This is a genomic window from Georgenia alba (assembly GCF_042665525.1).
Taxonomy (GTDB): Bacteria; Actinomycetota; Actinomycetes; order Actinomycetales; family Actinomycetaceae; genus Allobogoriella; species Allobogoriella alba.
On record NZ_JBHTCQ010000005.1, the window covers coordinates 261,273 to 279,040 of the forward strand.

General features: G+C 71.8%; 17 protein-coding genes and 1 pseudogene. 3 read left to right on the forward strand and 15 right to left on the reverse strand.

Translation table 11 applies throughout. The annotated features are described in order from the left end of the window. Positions 1-54 precede the first annotated feature (54 nt). Positions 55-1,179 carry an alanine dehydrogenase gene (gene ald / locus ACFQQL_RS18885; RefSeq protein ID WP_382396725.1) on the forward strand — a complete coding sequence of 375 codons (1,125 nt, stop codon included), beginning with the start codon at positions 55-57 and terminating at the stop codon, positions 1,177-1,179. Here the strand turns inward: ald and ACFQQL_RS18890 are convergent. From ACFQQL_RS18890 to ACFQQL_RS18930, 9 genes are all read right to left on the reverse strand, one after another. After that, positions 1,176-1,514 carry a WhiB family transcriptional regulator gene (locus ACFQQL_RS18890; protein ID WP_382396727.1) on the reverse strand — a complete coding sequence of 113 codons (339 nt, stop codon included), beginning with the start codon at positions 1,512-1,514 and terminating at the stop codon, positions 1,176-1,178. The two genes, ald and ACFQQL_RS18890, sit on opposite strands and share 4 nt — an antisense overlap. Positions 1,515-1,785: 271 nt before the next feature. Then, complete coding sequence (purQ, locus tag ACFQQL_RS18895; protein WP_382396729.1) at positions 1,786-2,487, reverse strand: phosphoribosylformylglycinamidine synthase subunit PurQ; 702 nt, start codon at positions 2,485-2,487, stop codon at positions 1,786-1,788. Next, positions 2,484-2,759, reverse strand: a complete 276-nt coding sequence (purS, locus tag ACFQQL_RS18900; protein ID WP_382396731.1) for a phosphoribosylformylglycinamidine synthase subunit PurS — start codon at positions 2,757-2,759, stop codon at positions 2,484-2,486. The genes purQ and purS overlap by 4 nt, the downstream gene beginning before the upstream one ends. A gap of 115 nt (positions 2,760-2,874) precedes the next feature. Next, the gene (locus tag ACFQQL_RS18905) at positions 2,875-3,369 is read right to left on the reverse strand and encodes a CoA-binding protein (protein ID WP_382396733.1); all 495 of its coding nucleotides are present in this window, start codon (positions 3,367-3,369) and stop codon (positions 2,875-2,877) included. After that, positions 3,366-4,703, reverse strand: coding sequence for an O-acetylhomoserine aminocarboxypropyltransferase/cysteine synthase family protein (locus ACFQQL_RS18910; RefSeq protein WP_382396735.1), 1,338 nt, complete (start codon positions 4,701-4,703; stop codon positions 3,366-3,368). The genes ACFQQL_RS18905 and ACFQQL_RS18910 overlap by 4 nt, the downstream gene beginning before the upstream one ends. 36 nt (positions 4,704-4,739) lie before the next feature. Continuing rightward, complete coding sequence (sfnG, locus tag ACFQQL_RS18915; RefSeq protein WP_382396737.1) at positions 4,740-5,894, reverse strand: dimethylsulfone monooxygenase SfnG; 1,155 nt, start codon at positions 5,892-5,894, stop codon at positions 4,740-4,742. A gap of 38 nt (positions 5,895-5,932) precedes the next feature. Further along, positions 5,933-6,799 (reverse strand): ABC transporter permease, encoded by an 867-nt coding sequence (locus ACFQQL_RS18920; protein ID WP_382396739.1) that lies wholly within the window; start codon positions 6,797-6,799, stop codon positions 5,933-5,935. After that, positions 6,796-7,830, reverse strand: a complete 1,035-nt coding sequence (locus ACFQQL_RS18925) for an aliphatic sulfonate ABC transporter substrate-binding protein (RefSeq protein ID WP_382396741.1) — start codon at positions 7,828-7,830, stop codon at positions 6,796-6,798. The genes ACFQQL_RS18920 and ACFQQL_RS18925 overlap by 4 nt, the downstream gene beginning before the upstream one ends. Before the next feature lie 37 nt (positions 7,831-7,867). Further along, positions 7,868-8,692, reverse strand: a complete 825-nt coding sequence (locus ACFQQL_RS18930; protein ID WP_382396743.1) for an ABC transporter ATP-binding protein — start codon at positions 8,690-8,692, stop codon at positions 7,868-7,870. A 186-nt stretch (positions 8,693-8,878) separates the two neighbouring features. Here ACFQQL_RS18930 and ACFQQL_RS18935 point away from each other — a divergent pair, with 186 nt between their 5' ends. Beyond that, positions 8,879-10,027, forward strand: a complete 1,149-nt coding sequence (locus ACFQQL_RS18935; protein ID WP_382396745.1) for an FAD-dependent monooxygenase — start codon at positions 8,879-8,881, stop codon at positions 10,025-10,027. Here the strand turns inward: ACFQQL_RS18935 and ACFQQL_RS19175 are convergent. From ACFQQL_RS19175 to ACFQQL_RS18950, 4 genes and pseudogenes are all read right to left on the reverse strand, one after another. Further along, entirely contained in the window at positions 10,002-10,598 is a 597-nt protein-coding gene (locus ACFQQL_RS19175; protein ID WP_465254081.1) for a cysteine hydrolase family protein, read from the reverse strand. The two genes, ACFQQL_RS18935 and ACFQQL_RS19175, sit on opposite strands and share 26 nt — an antisense overlap. A gap of 84 nt (positions 10,599-10,682) precedes the next feature. Next, positions 10,683-11,099, reverse strand: a pseudogene (locus tag ACFQQL_RS19180) (GNAT family N-acetyltransferase); the annotation flags it as partial. A gap of 19 nt (positions 11,100-11,118) precedes the next feature. After that, positions 11,119-12,210, reverse strand: a complete 1,092-nt coding sequence (locus ACFQQL_RS18945; protein ID WP_382396749.1) for a fatty acid desaturase family protein — start codon at positions 12,208-12,210, stop codon at positions 11,119-11,121. 129 nt (positions 12,211-12,339) lie between these two features. Beyond that, the gene (locus tag ACFQQL_RS18950) at positions 12,340-13,281 is read right to left on the reverse strand and encodes a phosphoribosylaminoimidazolesuccinocarboxamide synthase (protein WP_465254082.1); all 942 of its coding nucleotides are present in this window, start codon (positions 13,279-13,281) and stop codon (positions 12,340-12,342) included. Between the two features lie 61 nt (positions 13,282-13,342). On the opposite strand from ACFQQL_RS18950, the gene gndA reads away from it, so the two are divergent. Continuing rightward, complete coding sequence (gene gndA, locus ACFQQL_RS18955; protein ID WP_382396751.1) at positions 13,343-14,791, forward strand: NADP-dependent phosphogluconate dehydrogenase; 1,449 nt, start codon at positions 13,343-13,345, stop codon at positions 14,789-14,791. A 30-nt stretch (positions 14,792-14,821) separates the two neighbouring features. Here gndA and ACFQQL_RS18960 read toward each other — a convergent pair whose 3' ends face one another. Continuing rightward, positions 14,822-15,304, reverse strand: coding sequence for a hypothetical protein (locus ACFQQL_RS18960; protein WP_382396753.1), 483 nt, complete (start codon positions 15,302-15,304; stop codon positions 14,822-14,824). Next, positions 15,301-17,742, reverse strand: a complete 2,442-nt coding sequence (locus ACFQQL_RS18965; RefSeq protein ID WP_382396755.1) for a molybdopterin oxidoreductase family protein — start codon at positions 17,740-17,742, stop codon at positions 15,301-15,303. The genes ACFQQL_RS18960 and ACFQQL_RS18965 overlap by 4 nt, the downstream gene beginning before the upstream one ends. Between the last annotated feature and the right edge of the window lie 26 nt (positions 17,743-17,768).

Sequence of the window (17,768 nt, forward strand, 5' to 3'; positions counted from 1 at the left end):
ACACTGCGAGACAGAGACGGCCGGAACGGCCGCCGATCCTGACGGGGGTGACTCGTGCGGGTTGCGGTCCCACGAGAGGTCAAGGACAACGAGTTCCGGGTGGCGATCACACCGGCGGGCGTGCACGAGCTCACGCAGCACGGCCACGAGGTCGGGATCCAGACGGGCGCCGGCGTCGGCTCCGCCATCCCGGACGAGGAGTACGTCGCGGCCGGCGCCACGATCCTGCCTGGGCCGGACGAGACGTGGGACTACGGCGAGCTCGTGCTCAAGGTCAAGGAGCCGGTCGCCGAGGAGTACCACCGGATGCGCGAGGGCCAGGTGCTCTTCACCTATCTGCACCTGGCGGCCGACCGTCGGCTCACCGAGGTGCTGATGGAACGCCGGGTGACGGCGGTGGCGTACGAGACCGTCGAGCTCACCGACGGCTCGCTGCCGCTGCTGGCGCCGATGAGCGAGGTGGCCGGCCGGCTCGCGCCGCAGGTGGGCGCGCACACGCTGATGAGCGTGCAAGGCGGCCGCGGTGTCCTCATGGGCGGTGTACCGGGAGTGCACGCGGCAAAGGTCGTGGTGATCGGTGCCGGGGTCTCGGGCATGAACGCGGCCGCGATCGCCATCGGCATGCAGGCCGAGGTCATCCTCCTCGACCGCGACGTGGCCAAGCTCCGGCACGCGGACGCGATCTACCAGGGGCACTGCAGAACGGTCGCGTCCAACGCGTTCGAGGTCGACCGGGCGATCGCGGACGCCGACCTCGTCATCGGAGCGGTGCTCGTCCCAGGGGCCCGGGCGCCCCGGCTGGTGAGCAACGAGCAGGTCGGCCGGATGAAGGCCGGGAGCGTCGTGGTCGACATCGCCGTGGACCAGGGCGGTTGCTTCGAGGACACCCGGCCGACGACGCACGCGGACCCGACCTATCGGGTGCACGAGACGATGTTCTACTGCGTGGCGAACATGCCGGGCGCCGTGCCGCACACCTCGACCTACGCATTGACCAACGTCACGCTGCCCTACGTCGTCGCGCTCGCCGGGTACGGCTGGCAGCGGGCGATGCGAGCCGATCCCGCACTGGCCAAGGGCCTGAACACCCACGCCGGCTCACTGGTGTGCGAGCCGGTCGCCACCGCGCACGGGATCCCGGCGACGTCCCTGCGGGACGTGCTGGCGGACACTCCCTAGGAGGCCTGGGCGCGCGCCCGCTCGAGCGCCTGCACCGCGCGGCGTGGTGCGCGACGCACCGGCAGCTCGACCTCGTTCTCCGGGTCGGCGAGCCACTCGTCCCAGTTCCGCACCTCCGGGTGCGAGCGCAGCATCGCCCGGCGCTCCCGCTCGGTCATGCCGCCCCAGACGCCGTACTCGATCTGCGAGTCGAGCGCCTCCGCGAGGCACTGCATCCGGACGGGGCAGCCGAAGCACATCTCACGGGCGGCACGCTGGGCCGCTCCTCGGACGAAGAAGAACTCAGGTTCTTTCTTGACGCAGGCGGCGCTGCCTGCCCAGGCCCGACCGTCCATCACTAGCTCCTTGAGACCTGCCGCGACGCGGAGGGTGCGTCGCGATCGGTGTGAAGGTAACCCGGCGTTCACCCCGGGCCGGATGGCTTAATCGGTGTAGTGCCGTCCTTGCGACCAGACTGTGACCATTGCAACGCTTCTGCGTCGATCCAGCAGGTCAGAGCGGTGCCGCGGGCGCGCACGGGCCTCGCTCGCGCGAGGTGCGGACGCCGTCGGGCCTGGCCGCGTCAGCCCGGGTGCGGTGGTGCGTTCGGCCCGGGGCGGTGGCTCGTCAGGCGCTGACGAGCGATCGCACCGCGGAGGTGAACAGCCCCAGTCCGTCGGTGCCGCTGCGGGGGGCGCCGGCCCGGTCGGGACCGAAGCCCGGCTCGACGGCGTGCTCCGGGTGCGGCATGAGACCGACGACGTTGCCGCGCTCGTTGGTCACGCCGGCGATGTCACGGAGGGAGCCGTTGGGGTTGAGGCCCTCGTAGCGGAAGACGACCTGCCCCTCCCCCTCGAGCCGGTCGAGGGTCTCCTCGTCCGCCACGAAGCCGCCCTCGCCGTTCTTCAGCGGGATGGTGATGACCTGCCCGGCGGTGAGGTCCGTGGTCCAGGCGGTGGCGTCGTTGACCACGCGGAGCTGCTGGTCGCGGCAGACGAAGCGCTGGTGGTCGTTGCGGATGAGGGCGCCGGGCAGCAGGTGCGCCTCGCACAGGATCTGGAAGCCGTTGCAGATGCCGAGCACCGGCATGCCCCCACGCGCCGCGTCGACGACCTCGGTCATGACCGGGGAGAACCGTGCGATGGCGCCGCAGCGGAGGTAGTCGCCGTAGGAGAACCCCCCGGGCAGGACCACGGCGTCGACGCCCCCGAGGTCGTCGTCGGCGTGCCAGAGGGCCACCGGCTCACCGCCGGCGAGCCGGACGGCGCGCGCGGCGTCGCGGTCGTCGAGGCTGCCCGGGAAGGTGACGACGCCGATACGTGCGCTCACCGCGCGTGCTCCGCGACCGTCTGGTCGGTCAGCTCGTAGACGCCGACGACGTCCTCGATGATCGGGTTGGACAGGGTGGTCTCGGCGGCGCGTCGCGCGGCCTCCAGGTGCGCCTCGGTGACGGGCCCGTCCACGGTCAGCGTGAACCGCTTGCCCTGGCGGACGTCCGTGACGTCGCGGTGGCCGAGCCGGTGGAGGGCTCCGACGACGGCCTTGCCCTGCGGATCGAGGATCTCCTGCTTGGGCATGACCTCGACGACGATGTGGCCCACATGCGCTCCTGGGTGGTCGGGCGAGACGGCAGGGCAATCGTACCTGCGCTCGAGGCAGCGCCGGGTGTCGCGAGGGAACGGCCCCTCGTTCCTGGGGCAGTCCGCCATCCACCTCTCAGGCTTGCAGCTGGCGCTTGGAGGAGATGACGCCGGTGTTGAACCCGGCGAGGTGGAGGCCGCCGTGGAAGCGGGCGTGCTCGATCTTCAGGCAGCGATCCATGACCACGGTGATGCCGGCTGCCTCCGCGTCGTGGGCGACGCCCTCGTGCCAGGAGCCGAGCTGGAGCCACAGCGTCGGCGCGCCGACCGCCTTGGCCTCCTCCAGGACCGCCGGCAGGTCCTCGTGCCGGCGGAAGACGTCCACGATGTCCGGGACCTCGGGCAGGGCCGCCAGGGTCGGGTGGACCGGGCGGCCGAGGATCTCCGTCTCCCGGGGATTGACGAAGTACACCCGGTACGGGGTGTCCGCGAGCAGGTACGTGGCCACGAAGTTCGAGGCCCGCTCGGGCTTGGCGGAGGCACCGACGATCGCGACGGACCGGGCGCGCCGCAGGATGCCGAGCCGCTCGGCCGCCGAAGGACCCTGCCAGGACCGGGTGGCGGTCGTCATCGGGCCACCTCCTCACGGGTGGGCACACCCGTCTCGTCCGCGTCGCCGGCGCGGTGGGCGACGGTCAGGGCCTGGTCCAGGTCCCACAGGATGTCCTCGACGTCCTCCAGGCCCACCGAGATCCGGATGAGGTCCTCGGGCACCCCGGCGGTGGCGAGCTGGTCCGGGGTGAGCTGCCGGTGGGTGGTCGAGGCCGGGTGCAGCACGAGCGTGCGGGAGTCACCGACGTTGGCCAGGTGGCTGGCGAGCTGCAGGGACTCGATGAACCGGGCCCCGGTCTCCCGCCCGCCACGCAGGCCGAAGGAGAAGACGCTGCCGATGCCGTCCGGCAGGTACCGCTTCGCCCGCTCGTGGTGGACGTGGCTCGGCAGGCCGGCGTGGTTGACGTAGGCGACGCGCGGGTCCCGCTCCAGCCACTCGGCCACCGCCTGGGCGTTGCGCACGTGCTCGTCCATGCGCTGCGGAAGCGTCTCCACGCCCTGCAGCAGCTGGAACGCGGCCTGCGGGGTGAGTGCGGGCCCGATGTCTCGCAGCTGCTCCGAGCGCAGTTTCATGAGGAAGCCGTACTCGCCGAAGTTGCCCCACCAGGTCAGCCCGCCGTAGGAGGGGACCGGCTCGGTCATCTGCGGGAACGTGCCACCTCCCCAGTCGAACCGGCCGGACTCCACCACGACGCCACCGAGGGTGGTGCCGTGCCCACCGAGGAACTTCGTCGCCGAGTGGATCACGATGTCGGCGCCGTGCTCGAACGGCCGGATCAGGTAGGGCGTGGTGAGGGTGGAGTCGAGGATCAGGGGCACGCCGGCGTCGTGCGCGACGGCGGCGAGACCCGCGATGTCCGCGATCTCCCCGGAGGGGTTGGCGACGGTCTCGGCGTAGACAGCCTTGGTCTCCGGCCGCACCGCGGCTGCGTAGTCCGCGGGGTCGGTGCCCGGCACGAACGTGGTCTCCACGCCGAACCGGCGCAACGTCACGTCGAGCTGGGTGACGGTGCCGCCGTAGAGCTGGGAGGAGGCGACGACGTGGTCGCCCGCCCCGGCGAGCGCCGCCAGGGTGATGAACTCCGCCGACATGCCGGACGCCGTCGCCACCGCGCCGATGCCGCCCTCGAGCGAGGCGATCCGCTCCTCGAAGGCCGCGACCGTGGGGTTGCCGATACGGGAGTAGATGTTCCCGAACTTCTGCAGCGCGAAGAGGTTGCCGGCGTCCTCGACGTCCTCGAACACGAACGAGGTCGACTGGTAGATCGGCACCGCACGGGCCCCCGTGACGGCGTCGGGGGTCCCGCCCGCGTGCAGGGCACGGGTGCGGAAACCGAACTGGTGATCACTCATGCAGTGCTCCTCGCGCTCATGCAGTGCTCCTCGCGCTCATGCAGACACCTTGGCACCTGCCGCGTCCTCGATGCGCAGCTGGGTGCCGTTCTTCTCGGCCAGGTCGGCCTCCATCTCGCGCACGATCGGCAGCACGTCGCGGCCGAACGCCTCGACCTCCTCCTGGAAGTGCAGGTAGGCGGTGAGGATCAGGTTCACGCCGATCTTCTTGTACTCCACGATCCGGGCGGCGATCTCCTCCGGCGTCCCGATGAGCTGCGTCCGGAAGCCGTCGTTGTACTGCACGAGGTCCTCGAAGCTCGAGTCCGCCCACATCCCCTTCTTGTCCTTGGTGGACGCCCCGGCCTCCTGGACCGCCTGCCGGAAGCCCTCGACGGCGGGCTTGTGCGCCTTGGCGACGATCTCGCGGAGGGTCTCGGTCGCCTCCTTCTTGGAGTCGCGGGCGATGACGAAGCCGTTGAGGCCGAACTTCACGGTCCGGCCCACCTCGGCCGCGGCGGCGGAGACGTCATGGTGCTGCTCGGCGAAGCCGTCGAAGTCCTTGCCGTTGGAGAAGTACCAGTCGGTGGCACGCCCGGCGGCACCTCGGGCCGCCGTGGAGTTGCCGCCGAAGAAGATCTCCGGGTGCGCCCGGCCGGGCACGTCGACCGGCCCGGGCCTCAGGGTGAAGTCCGTGATGTCGTAGTACTTCCCGTGGAAGGAGAAGCTCTCCTCGGTCCACAGGCCGCGCAGGATCTTGATGAACTCCTCCGTGCGCACGTAGCGCTCGTCGTGCTCGAACCACGGCAGGCCGAAACCGTCGAACTCGGCCCGCAACCAGCCCGAGACGATGTTCGTGCAGGCGCGGCCGCCCGAGAGGTGGTCGGCGGTGATGAGGAACTTGGCGAGCACGCCCGGCTGCCACATGCCCGGGTGCACGGCGGCGATGACCTTGAGCCGCTCGGTGGCGGTGAGCAGACCGAGGGAGAAGCTGGTGGCCTCGTGCTGCTGGTCCGCGCCGTACGAGGCGGCGTAGCGCGTCTGCGTCAGGGCGTAGTCGAACCCGGAGCGCTCGGCGATGCGGGCCAGGTCTCGGTTGTACTCGAAGTCCCAGCTGGTGCGCTGCTCGATGGTGGAGACCACGAGCCCGCCCGAGACGTTCGGCACCCAGTAGGCGAACTTCAGCGGCTTCGAGAGGTCGATGTCGGTCATGGGTGTGTCCCTTCGTGGGGTCGGGTGGGACGGGCGGGTCAGGTCCAGCGGCGGATGGCCCACCGCTCGAAGATCCCGAGGACGGCGTCGGAGAGCTTGCCGAGGACGGCGAGCAGGACGATCGCGAGGAGCAGCCGATCCACGCGTCCGTTGTTCTGGCTGTCCGTGAGGAGGAAGCCGAGTCCCATGGAGGAGGCCAGGAGCTCGGCCGCGACGAGGAAGAGCCAGGACTGGGCCAGGGCGAGGCGCAGACCGGAGATCACCGACGGGACGATGGCGGGGAGCTGGACGGTCCGGAACAGGCCGAGGCCGCGCAGGCCGAATGCGCGCCCGGCCTCCACGAGCTGGGCGTCGACGTGCCGCAGCGCCATGGAGACGGTGGTGAAGACCGGGAAGAACGCGCCGATGGCGATGAGCGTGACCTTCGAGTCCTCGCCGATGCCGATCCACAGCAGCAGGAGGGGAACCCAGGCCAGGGACGGGACGGCGCGCAGGGCCCCGACCGTGGTGGACAGCAGCGCGTCGGCACGCCGGGACAGGCCGAGGACCGCGCCGAGCACCAGGCCGCCCGCGGCGCCCAGCAGGAAGCCGAGCAGGACCCGCTGGGTGGAGATGGCCACGTGGAGCGCGAGGTCGCCGCGCTCGATCAGCTGCCGGGCGGCCTCGAGCACCGAGAGCGGGCCGGGCAGCGTGACGGGACTGATCCAGCCGGCGACGGAGGCGACGTGCCAGATCACCAGGAGCGCGGCCGGGACCGCCAGGCCCACGAGGGCGTGCCGGAGCCCGCGACCCGGCCGCCGTCGGCCGGTGGGCGCGCCCGCCGGGTCGGCGTCCGAGGGACGCTGGACCTGCTCGGCCGCGACGTTGACCGCGCCGGCTCCGTTCAGGGCGTCGGTGGAGGTCACGAGCCACCGCCGATCCGGTCCGGGTCGGCCTGGCGGACGTAGGAGTCGTCCAGCAGCGTCTCGAGCGCGTCGTCGATCTGGGACTGCTCGGCGACGTCGCCGGTCTCCACCAGCATGGGCCCGACGGTGGTGAGCACGTCGAGCTGGGCCTGGCCGGGTGCGCCGTCGACGTCGAGGTTGCTGCGCTCGGTGATGACGGTCTCGGCCACGCTGGGCTCGATGCCGGCGACCTCGGAGAGGATGGTCGCCGTCTCCTCGGGGTGCTCGGCGGCCCAGCGGCGGGCGTGCTCGTAGGCGTCCACCACGGCCTGGGCGAGCTCGGGCTCCTCCTCGAGGAAGTCCTCGCGGGCGTTGAGGAAGCCGTAGGTGTTGAAGTCGACGTTGCGGTAGAACAGCTCGCTGCCCTCCTGCTCGGCCGCGGCCATGATCGGGTCGAGGCCTGCCCAGGCGTCGACCGACCCGTTCTGCAGTGCGGCGCCGCCGTCGGCGTGCTGGAGGTTCTCCACCGTGACCTCCGACTGGTCGACGCCGGCCTCGGCGAGCGACTGCAGGAGGAAGAAGTAGGGGTCGGTGCCGCGGGTAGCGGCCACCGACCGGCCGCGCAGGTCGGTGACCTCCTCGATGCCGGAGTCCGGCTGGGTGACCAGGGCCGACCATTCGGGCTGGCTGTAGATCCCGATGGTGCGGATCGGCGAGCCGTTGGCACGCGCGAGCAGCGCGGCCGAGCCCGCGGTGGAGCCGACGTCGACCTCGCCGGAGCGCAGCAGCTCGTTCGCGGTGTTCGAGCCGTCTGACTGGATCCAGGTGACCTCGACGCCCTCGTCGGCCAGTGCGTCCTCGAGCCAGCCGTGCTCGCGGATCAGGAGGCTCAGCGGGTTGTAGGTGGCGAAGTCGATCGTGAGCTCCCCGCCCGAGCCGGCCTCGCCGGCGGGAGCACCGGCGTCGGCGGTGCCCTCCCCGGCGAGGCACCCGGTCATGGTGAGGGTGAGGACGACGGCGGAGCAGGCTGCGGCGAGGCGGGTGCGGGACATGGTTCCTCGATGGGGTCGGGGTCTGGAGGTGACCGGGTCAGTGGCGGTGGATGTCGACGCCGAGGGATTCCAGCAGCTCGCTGCGCAGTGCCGCGAGCTCGCCGGAGCCGCGGCTGCGGGGACGCGTGCCCGGGACGACGAGGGAGCGGACCACGCGGGCGCCCTGCCGGCCGGGCTCCGCGCCGAGCACCACGACCCGGTCGGCGAGCTGGAGCGCCTCGTCGACGTCGTGCGTGATGAGCAGGACGGTCGTCGGGGCGGCCTCGTGGACCTCAAGGAGGAGGTCCTGCATCTTGAGCCGGGTCAGCGCGTCGAGCGCGCCGAACGGCTCGTCCAGCAGCAGCACGCCAGGGTCGCGGGCGAGTGCCCGGGCCAGGGAGGCGCGCTGGGCCATGCCGCCGGAGACCTCGCGGGGACGGTGGTCGGCGTGCGCGGAGAGCCCGACGAGGTCGAGCAGCCGGTGCACCTGCTCCCGCCCGGCGGCCCGCTCTGTGCCGCGCGGCAGGCCGACCGCGACGTGGTCCGCGAGCGTGCGCCAGGGCAGCAGCCGCGGTTCCTGGAAGGCCACCGCGCAGCGCGGGTCCGACCCGGCCACCACGGTGCGGTCGATGCGGACCGCGCCGGCGGTGGGGGTGTCCAGGCCCGCGGTCAGCCGCAGCAGCGTGGACTTGCCGCAGCCGCTCGGACCGAGGACGGCGACGATCTCGCCGGCCGCGACGTCGAGGTCGACGTCGCGCAGCACGGGGCGGGCGCTCTCGCCGGTGCCGAACGTGCGCCCGGTGCCGGCGTGCGAGACGGTGAGCGCGGGGGTTCCGCCGTCGCCGCGGCGTGCGGTGCGCGGCAACGTCAGCTGGGCAGACATCCCGTCCTCCTCGCGTGGTCCGGTTCGGGCACGTGTGTGCCTCGGTGCCCAGCGTGACGACGGCGCGACCACCCACGCCGGGCCGGACAGGCGAATCCCGGCTGCTGAGACGCGCTCGAGAATTGGCGGCGGGCGAGGCGGAACGGTCAGGATTGGTGCGAGCGGCGCCACCGACAGGAGAGTGAGATGCGCGCCATCATCGTGGGTGCAGGCATCGCCGGGCTGGCCACCGCGCTGCGCCTGAGCCACGCCGGCTGGGAGACGCTCGTCGTCGAGCGCGCCGCGGCTCGCCGTGGCGGCGGCTACGCCGTCACGTTCGGCGGCATCGGCCACGACGGCGCAGAGCGACTGGGTGTCCTGCGCGCGCTGAGGGATCGGTCGTTCGTCACCGCGGAGCTCGCCTACCGCAGGCCCGACGGGCGGCTGCGCTTCACGCTCTCCGGGGAGGCCATCGCCGCGACGATGGACGAGACGAGCTTCACCATCCTCCGCGGCGACATCGAGTCCGTGCTCTTCGAGGCGGTGCGGGACAGGACGACGGTCCGGTTCGGCACGACCGTCACCGCTGTCGACCAGGTCGGTCGGACGGTCACGGTGACGCTCAGCGACGGCAGCACCGAGCACGCCGACCTGCTCGTGGGTGCCGACGGGTTGCACTCCGCCGTCCGGAACCTGGTCTTCGGCCCGGAGCAGCAGTACCTGCGGAACCTGGGACACCAGGTCGGCGTCTACATGCTCCCCAGGCGACCGCAGGGGCTCGCGGACGGCGCGTCCGGCACGATCAGCGACGGCGGACGCACCTTCGCGATCAACAGCGTGGGCAATGGCCGGACGACGGCCTTCTTCGGGTACCGGACCGACATCCCGACGGCGGCAGTGACCGGCGACCCGCGCGTGGCACTCCCCGCGGTCTACCGCGACATGGGCTGGCTGGTGCCGGAGGCGTTGGTCGGCCTGCGCACCGCGGACTCCGTCTACTTCGACACCATCAGCCAGGCCGTCCTTGAACGCTGGAGCACGGGCAACGTCGTCCTGGTGGGCGACGCGGCCTGGTGCGTGTCGCTGTTCGCGGGGTACGGCTCCTCACTCGCCGTCGGTGGCGCGGACGCGCTCGGCACGGCTCTCGAACGGCACCGCGGCGACATCCCGGGCGCGCTGGCCGAGTGGGAGCGAGCGCTCCGGCCCGACGTGGAGAGGAAGCAGCGGCTCGGCCGGTGGGTCAAGGACGTCTACGCCCCGCGAAGCCGGCTGATGCTGGAGCTGACGCAGCTGCCGCTCCGGCTCGCGTCCTGGCCACCGGTGCGGTCGCTCATCGGGCGGCATCTCCAGGGCTGAGCACCGCGGTGGACGACGTCAGGGTGATCTGCGGCGCGTATCCGGACATGACCTCCAACGCCCGCTCATGCGCCTCAGGACTCGATCCGGCGCAGGCGTCGGTGACGATCTGGACGCTGGCGCCGGCGTCGGCAGCGGCGAGCGCGGTGGAGATGACGCAGCAGTCGGTGGCGACCCCGGCGAGCCGCAGGTGCGGCGTGGGTCCGGTGATCGCGGCCAGGGCGGGCGTCCACTTCCCGAAGGTGGGCTCGCTCACCACAGCTCCCGGCAGGTCGGCGAGCTCGGGGACGACGGCGTAGAGCGGGTCGCCGTCGGGCACGAGCGCGAAGGGGTACTCGGCGTAGTACGTCGCCCAGGACCCGACCGGACGCGACGGTGCGATGAACCGCGTGGTGACGACCCGGTCCTGGTGGGCGGCCGCGAGGCGGCGGACGGGGTCGATGATCGCCCCGAACCCCGGGACCGTCCACGGGCTCGCGGTGTCGGCGAAGACCCGCTGGGGGTCGACGACGATCAGCCACGGCGCTCCCCCGTCGCCGCGGGTACGGCCGGCCTCCCACTCGCGCCGCAGTACGGCGTACGCCACCGAGGTGACGGGGGCTGCGCCGTCGACCGGCCAGGACTCGCGATAGGCGGCCTCGAGCGTGAAGCCCGCCCGCGCGAACACCGCCCGCATGGCGGCGTTGTCCTCACGGGTCTGCCCCTCGAGCCGGTTGACGTCGGTCGTCGTGAAGACGTGATCGGTGATCGCGCGGAGCGCGGCGAGGCCCAGGCCACGACCGCGGTGCTCGGCAGCCAGGCGGAGGTCGAAGAGCGGTGTCGGATCTGTCAGGTCCTCCAGGACGACGAGGCCGACGCGATCCTCGGCGGTCTCGAGCCAGTAGGCGGCGTGGTCCTCGTCGTCGTAGGCGCCGTTCTCGATCGCGGCCGCGACCTGCTCGGACGTCGGGCGGGTGCGGACGTGGAAGGGCCACTCGTGGGCGGTCAGGAACGCGATCCACGCCTCGCGGTCCGAGCCGCGCACGTCCGCCGGCACGAGGCGGACCTGAGGCTGCGGGGGCACGGTCCGCATCCTAGGCCTGGCGCGGACCTCACACCCGGTAGCGCTTGGCGAGCGGGCAGGCCCACACGTCAAGCCCGCCGCGCCCGACGCGGTTGATGTGTCGCGTCACCGCCGCGTAGGCCCCGCCGAGCGACATCTCGGTGTACCGGACGCCGAGCTGCTCGCAGTAGGCCCGCACCATCGGCGCCACCCGCCGCAGGTGCGGGCGTGCCATCGACGGGAACAGGTGGTGCTCGATCTGGTAGTTCAGGCCACCCATGAACGTCTCGACCCACCGACCGCCGGTGACGTTCCGGCTCATGAGCACCTGCCGGCGCAGGAAGTCGATCTTGACGTTGGGCGCGACGACCGGCATGCCGATGTGGTTGGGGGCGAACGACAGGCCCATGTAGAGACCGAAGACCACCAGCTGGACCGCCACGAACACGGCGGCCTTGTCCGGGGAGAGCACGAGCAGCACGAGCGTCGCGGAGGCGCCGAACCGCACGGCGAGGAAGGACAGCTCCACCCACCGGCGCTCGACCCGCTCGCGGGAGAACAGCCGCCGTACGCCTTGGAAGTGGAGGTTCGCGCCCTCCAGGAGCAGGAGCGGGTAGAAGAACCAACCCTGCTTGCCGACGGCCCACCGGGACAGCGGGTTGGTGCGGGCACGGGCGTCCTGACCGGTGAAGGCCAGCACGCCGGGCGCTATGTCCGGGTCGGCGCCGACCTTGTTGGGGGCGTTGTGGTGCTTGCTGTGCTTGCGGTTCCACCACCCGTAGCCCATGCCGGCGAAGAGGTTGATGACCACGAGGGAGACCCACTCGTTCCACCGGCCGGAGGCGAAGACCTGATGGTGCGCGGCGTCGTGACCGAGGAACGCGATCTGGGTCAGCAGCAGGGCGAGCACGACGGCGGTTCCCACCTGCCACCAGCTGTCGCCGACCAGCACGAACATGCCCGCGAGGACGAGCCCGGCCAGCGGCAGGCCGATGAGCTTGGACCAGTAGTAGCCGTACCGCCGGCGCATGAGGCCGGCTTCCTTGACCGCGGCGCTGAGCGCCTTGAAGTCACTGAGCTGGCGTTCGCGGGGCCGTTGTGCCGCGGGCTGAGCGGGAGCGAGGGTCTGGCTCACAGGCATGCCGCCTTGGGGTCTGAGGGGAACGACCTGCGGCCGAACTGGCAGAGGGCATCCGCCACTTCGAGTGTGTCACGGATCCGGCGACGGCGGTGACCCGAAGGACAGCGGCGCTCGAGGATCGGGTGAACGTCAGGTGAAGGCCTGCCCGGTGAGCCGTTCGTACGCCTCGACGTACCGCGCACGGGTCCGCTGAACCACCTCCTCCGGCAGCGGCGGGGGCGGCACGTCGGCGGCCCGGTCCCAGCCCGACTCGGGTGAGGTGAGCCAGTCGCGGACGAACTGCTTGTCGTAGCTCGGCTGGGACCGGCCGGGCTGCCAGCGGTCGGCCGGCCAGAAGCGGGAGGAGTCGGGGGTGAGGACCTCGTCGGCGAGGATGAGCGCCGGGCCGTCCGCTCCGGCCGAGCTGCCGGCCGGGTCGGCACCGAACTCGAGCTTGGTGTCGGCGAGCAGGATCCCGGCGTCGGCGGCGAGCGTGGCGGCGCGGTCGTAGACGGCCAGCGTGGTGGCGCGGAGCCGCTCGGCGACGTCGCGCCCGACCATGTCCGCGACCCGCGCCAGCTCGACGTTCTCGTCGTGCTCCCCCACCTCGGCCTTGGTGGCCGGCGTGAAGATGGGCTCGGGCAGCCGATCGCCGTCGCGCAGGCCGGACGGCAGGGGGATCCCGGTGACCGCGCCCGTCTCGCGGTACTCCGCCAGGCCGGAGCCCGTGAGGTAGCCGCGAGCCACGCACTCCACCGGGTACATCTCCAGCCTGCGGCAGATCATGGCCCGCCCGGCGACCTCGGCGGGCACGTCCGTGGAGACGACGTGGTTCTCGACCAGGTCGGACAGGCGGTCGAACCACCACAGGCTCAGCTGGGTCAGGACGCGGCCCTTGTCCGGGATCGTCGTCGGCAGCACGTGGTCGTACGCGCTGATCTTGTCGGAGGCGACCACCAGGACGACGTCGTCCGCCGCGTCGTCGTCCGGGACGTACAGGTCGCGGATCTTGCCGGAATACGTGTGCCGCCACCCGGGCAGCGCCGGTGCCTGCTGGTGGGCCGTCTCACCCTGGGTGCTCATGGCGCCCATCTTGGCAGCCGCGGCGTACCGTTCCAGGCACGCACCGTCCGCGACCGCAGGGAGGAAGACGATGCAGGGCTCGACAGCGACCGCCGACGTCGGCATGACCGGTCTGGCGGTCATGGGGGCGAACCTCGCCCGGAACCTCGCCCGACACGGCTACACGGTGGCCGTGCACAACCGCACCTACGCCCGTACGGAGCGCCTCGTCTCCGAGCACGGCGAGGACGGCACGTTCGTGCCGTCGGAGTCGTTGGCCGACTTCGTCGCCTCGCTGAAGACGCCGCGCGTGGCGATCGTCATGGTGAAGGCCGGGTCGGGGACCGACGCCGTCATCGAGGAGCTGGCCGAGCTCCTCGAGCCCGGCGACGTCCTGGTGGACACCGGCAACGCCCACTTCCCGGACACCATCCGCCGGGAGAAGGCCCTGCGCGAGAAGGGCCTGCACTTCGTCGGGTGCGGGGTCTCCGGCGGTGAGGAGGGCGCGCTCAACGGCCCGTCGATCATGCCGGGCGGGACCGCGGAGTCCTACGAGCGTCTCGGGCCGATGCTGGAGGCCATCGCCGCGAAGGTCGGCGGCGTGCCGTGCTGCACGCACGTGGGCCCGGACGGCGCCGGCCATTTCGTGAAGATGGTGCACAACGGCATCGAGTACGCGGACATGCAGCTCATAGCCGAGGCGTACGACCTGCTGCGACTGGGCCTGGGCGCCTCTGCCGCGGAGATCGGCGAGATCTTCGCGACCTGGAACACCGGGGACCTGGAGTCCTACCTCATCGAGATCACCGCCGAGGTGCTCGGCCACGTCGACGCCGCGACCGGCCAGGCGTTCGTCGACGTGGTGCTCGACCAGGCGGAGCAGAAGGGCACCGGCCGGTGGACCGTCCAGAACGGGCTGGACCTCGGCGTGCCGATCACCGGGATCGCGGAGGCCACGTTCGCCCGGGCGCTGTCCGGCGGGGTGCCGCAGCGGGAGGCGGCCCGCGCGTCGCTGCCCGCGGCGACGGCGGAGTGGGCCGTGCAGGACCGCGACGGGTTCGTCGAGGACGTCCGCAAGGCGCTGTACGCCTCGAAGGTGGTCGCCTACAGCCAAGGCTTCGACCAGATCGCCGCGGCGTCGGCCGAGCACGACTGGGACATCGACCGCGGCGCGATGGCACGGATCTGGCGCGGCGGGTGCATCATCCGTGCGCGCTTCCTGGACCGGATCACCGAGGCGTACGAGCGCACCCCGGACCTGCCGCTGCTGCTGGCGGACCCGTACTTCACCGACGCGGTGAGCGCCGGGCTGCCGTCCTGGCGGCGGATCGTCGCCGGCGCGGCCCAGAACGGCGTGCCGACCCCGGCATTCTCCTCCTCCCTCGCGTACTACGACGGCGTCCGGGCCGACCGCCTGCCGGCCGCGCTGATCCAGGCACAGCGGGACTACTTCGGTGCCCACACCTACCGGCGTGTGGACCGGGACGGCACCTTCCACACGCTGTGGTCCGAAGGCCGCGCCGAGGAGCAGTGGGACTGACGGTCGCGGACCGGCCCGACGCGCATCCGATCAGCTGACGAGTACCTGCGTCGAGACTTCCTTCAGCTTCGCGTTCGCCCACCGCATCTGGCGCAGCGTGTCCGGGTGACAACGCTGGGTGAGCGCAAGCAGGTCGGTGTGCTTGATGCCCTGCGCCGCCTGGCCGAGCATCTCCCAGTCCACCGAGACACCGGCCGCCTTCATGTGGATCATGCGCAGGTCGCGCAGCATGAGCAGCCCCGGCGCACGCGCGCGGCCGAGCAGCTCACTGCCCTTGTCGAGGACCTTCGCGGCGACGTGCGACTCCCCCTTCGGGTCCTTGTCGAGCCGCTCGCCGTAGTCCTCGGCGAGCTCGGCGATCTCGCGGACGTGCCGCTGCGACCACGCGGCAAGATCCTGCGCCACGTGGAAGATCTCGTGGTCGACCTTGTGCCGGTCAGCCACCTGGAGCAGCTCGTGCGCGAGGTCGTTCTCCGAGCGCTGCAGCTCCACCAGGGCCAGCCCGATCTTCATCGTCCGGCTCCCCGGACCTGCTCGTCCGCGAGCGCGGACTCGCCGCCCCTCGTGGGCGTCGCCGGAGTGCCCAGCGGGGCGGACGCCGTCGTCGTCGGCGCCGACGACGGCGGACCGGGAGACCGCTCCACCTTCGCCACGCGGGCGGCCGCCGTCTTGAAGATCGGCTGCTTCGACGCGGGGTCCCACTCGGTGATGGTCAGCTCGTTGGCGGCGCGGCCACCGCCGTCGGGACCCACGTCCCAGTACCCGTAGTGGAAGGGCAGGAACACGACGCCCTCGCGAATACCGGTCACGCGGGTGCGGGCGCGAACGGTGCCGCGCGGGGTGGTGATCTCGGCGAGATCGCCTTCCGTGACGCCGAGCAGCTCGGCGTCACCGGCGGAGACCTCGACCCACACGTCGGGTGCGGCAGCCTGGAGCTGCGGGACGCGGCCGGTCTTGGTCCGGGTATGGAAGTGGTAGACGGTGCGGCCGGTGATCAGCTGGAACGGGTACTCCGGACTCGGCAGCTCGTGCGGCGGCACGTACTCGGCGGCCTTGATGACCGCCTTGCCGTCGGGATTCATCGCCCGGTACTCGGTGGGTTCGAGGGGCGCCCCGGTGACCATGTCGCGGCCGTAGCTCTCGCAGTAGTCGGGCGCGGCGAAGAACTGCCCGTCGGCGTAGAGCCTCTCCGTGCCGTCGGGTGCCTCGTCGGTGCAGGGCCACTGGACACCGCTGCCGCCTCGGAGCCTGTCGTAGCTCAGACCGGTGTAGTCGCAGGGCCGGCCGCGGCTGCACTCCTTCCACGCCTCGAACGCCGACTCGGGATCGTGCCACCGCACCAGCGCGCGGCCGTCCTTGTCCTTGAGGTCCAGGCGGCGGGCATAGTCCAGGAAGATCTCCAGGTCGGGACGTGCCTCGCCCGGCGGCTCCACGGCCTTCTCGGACAGGTGGACGGTGCGGTCCGCGTTGGTGAACGTGCCGGTCTTCTCGCCCCAGGTCGCGGCTGGGAGGACGACGTCGGCCAGCTCGGCGGTCTCGGAGAGGAAGATGTCCTGGACGACGAGGAAGAGCCGCTCCTGGGCCAGGATCGAACGGATGCGGGCGAGCTCGGGGAGCGACACCGCCGGGTTCGTCGCCTGGACCCAGAGCATGCGGATGGATCCCTCCTCTGCGTAGCGGATCATCTGCATGACGTGGGTGGGCGGGGAGTAGTGCGGGATCTGCAGCGGATCGACGTTCCAGACCCTGGCCAAGTCCTGCACGTGGTCGTCGTTCGACCAGTTCCGGAAGCCGGGGAGGTCGCCGTCGGCGCCGGCCTCCCTGGTGTTCTGTGCCGTCGGCTGGCCGTTCATCTGCAGCACGCCGCAGCCCGGTCTGCCGAGCATGCCGCGCACGAGGTGGATGTTGTTGACCTGGACCGACGCGGCGGTGGCCTGGTGCGACTGGTAGAAGCCCTGCAGGACGGTGGAGAGCACCCGGTCTGCGGTGCCGAGGATCCGCGCGGCCTCGCGAAGGTCGTCCTCAGGAACGTCGCAGATCCGCGCGACCTTCTCAGGCGGGTACTCCGTCACTCGCGTCGCGAGCTCGTCGAACCCGACGGCGTGCGCGTGCACGTAGTCATGGTCCACCCAGTCGTTCCGCACGATCTCGTGGAGCAGCCCGTTCACGAGGGCGACGTTCGTGCCCGGCCGCGGCGCGAGATGGACGGTCGCGGCCTCGGCGACAGGTGTGGGACGGGGATCGACGCAGACGATCTGGGGCGGGTCCGGGCCGGCCAGCCGGTCGAGGACCCGGGTCCAGAGCACGGTCTGTGTCTCGGCCATGTTGTGGCCCCACAGCGCGATGACGTCGGCGTGGTCGACGTCGGTGTACGAGCCTGGCTGGCCGTCGCACCCGAAGGACTCCTTGAGGGCGGCCGCGGCGGTGGCGGTGCACAGGCGAGTGTTGCCGTCGACATGGTTGGTGCCGAGGCCGCCGTGCGCGAGCACGCCGAGCGTGTAGTACTCCTCCAGGAAGAGCTGACCGGTGGTGTAGAAGCCGATCGCGCTGGGGCCCTGCTCCTCGAGCAGCTCATGGGTGCGGGCGACGATCCGGCCCATGGCGTCGTCCCAGGTCGACTCGACGAGCTCGCCGTCGCGGCGCACGAGAGGCCGGGTGAGCCGGTCCGGCGAGGCGTTGGCCTGCCAGCCGTACAGGTCCTTGGGCCCGAGCCGGCCGTGGTTGACGCGGTCCTCGGCACGTCCGCGAACACCGACCATGCGGCCGTCCCGCACGGCGATGTCGAGGGCGTCACCGTTGGAGTGCAGGATCGAGGCGCTCTGCACCCACGCGACGTCCGCTGCGTCGACACCCGGCTCGAGGAAGGTGTCCACGCGCACCGGCCAGGTCTCCCCGCGGGCATACGGGGTGCGGCTGCCCCAGACGTCGGCGATGCGGTCCGACCGCGCCATCGCGCCTCCTCGCTCGAGCTGCGGTG

What these genes read in the sequence shown, in the direction of transcription:
- gndA (WP_382396751.1), top strand. Translation starts at nt 13,343, where the DNA reads ATGCAGGGCTCGACAGCGACCGCCGACGTCGGCATGACCGGTCTGGCG.
- ACFQQL_RS18905 (WP_382396733.1), bottom strand. Translation starts at nt 3,369, where the DNA reads ATGACGACCGCCACCCGGTCCTGGCAGGGTCCTTCGGCGGCCGAGCGG.
- ACFQQL_RS18910 (WP_382396735.1), bottom strand. Translation starts at nt 4,703, where the DNA reads ATGAGTGATCACCAGTTCGGTTTCCGCACCCGTGCCCTGCACGCGGGC.
- ACFQQL_RS18925 (WP_382396741.1), bottom strand. Translation starts at nt 7,830, where the DNA reads ATGTCCCGCACCCGCCTCGCCGCAGCCTGCTCCGCCGTCGTCCTCACC.
- ACFQQL_RS18890 (WP_382396727.1), bottom strand. Translation starts at nt 1,514, where the DNA reads ATGGACGGTCGGGCCTGGGCAGGCAGCGCCGCCTGCGTCAAGAAAGAA.
- ACFQQL_RS18950 (WP_465254082.1), bottom strand. Translation starts at nt 13,281, where the DNA reads ATGGGCGCCATGAGCACCCAGGGTGAGACGGCCCACCAGCAGGCACCG.
- ACFQQL_RS18960 (WP_382396753.1), bottom strand. Translation starts at nt 15,304, where the DNA reads ATGAAGATCGGGCTGGCCCTGGTGGAGCTGCAGCGCTCGGAGAACGAC.
- ACFQQL_RS18945 (WP_382396749.1), bottom strand. Translation starts at nt 12,210, where the DNA reads ATGCCTGTGAGCCAGACCCTCGCTCCCGCTCAGCCCGCGGCACAACGG.
- ACFQQL_RS18930 (WP_382396743.1), bottom strand. Translation starts at nt 8,692, where the DNA reads ATGTCTGCCCAGCTGACGTTGCCGCGCACCGCACGCCGCGGCGACGGC.
- ACFQQL_RS18965 (WP_382396755.1), bottom strand. Translation starts at nt 17,742, where the DNA reads ATGGCGCGGTCGGACCGCATCGCCGACGTCTGGGGCAGCCGCACCCCG.
- ACFQQL_RS18935 (WP_382396745.1), top strand. Translation starts at nt 8,879, where the DNA reads ATGCGCGCCATCATCGTGGGTGCAGGCATCGCCGGGCTGGCCACCGCG.
- sfnG (WP_382396737.1), bottom strand. Translation starts at nt 5,894, where the DNA reads ATGACCGACATCGACCTCTCGAAGCCGCTGAAGTTCGCCTACTGGGTG.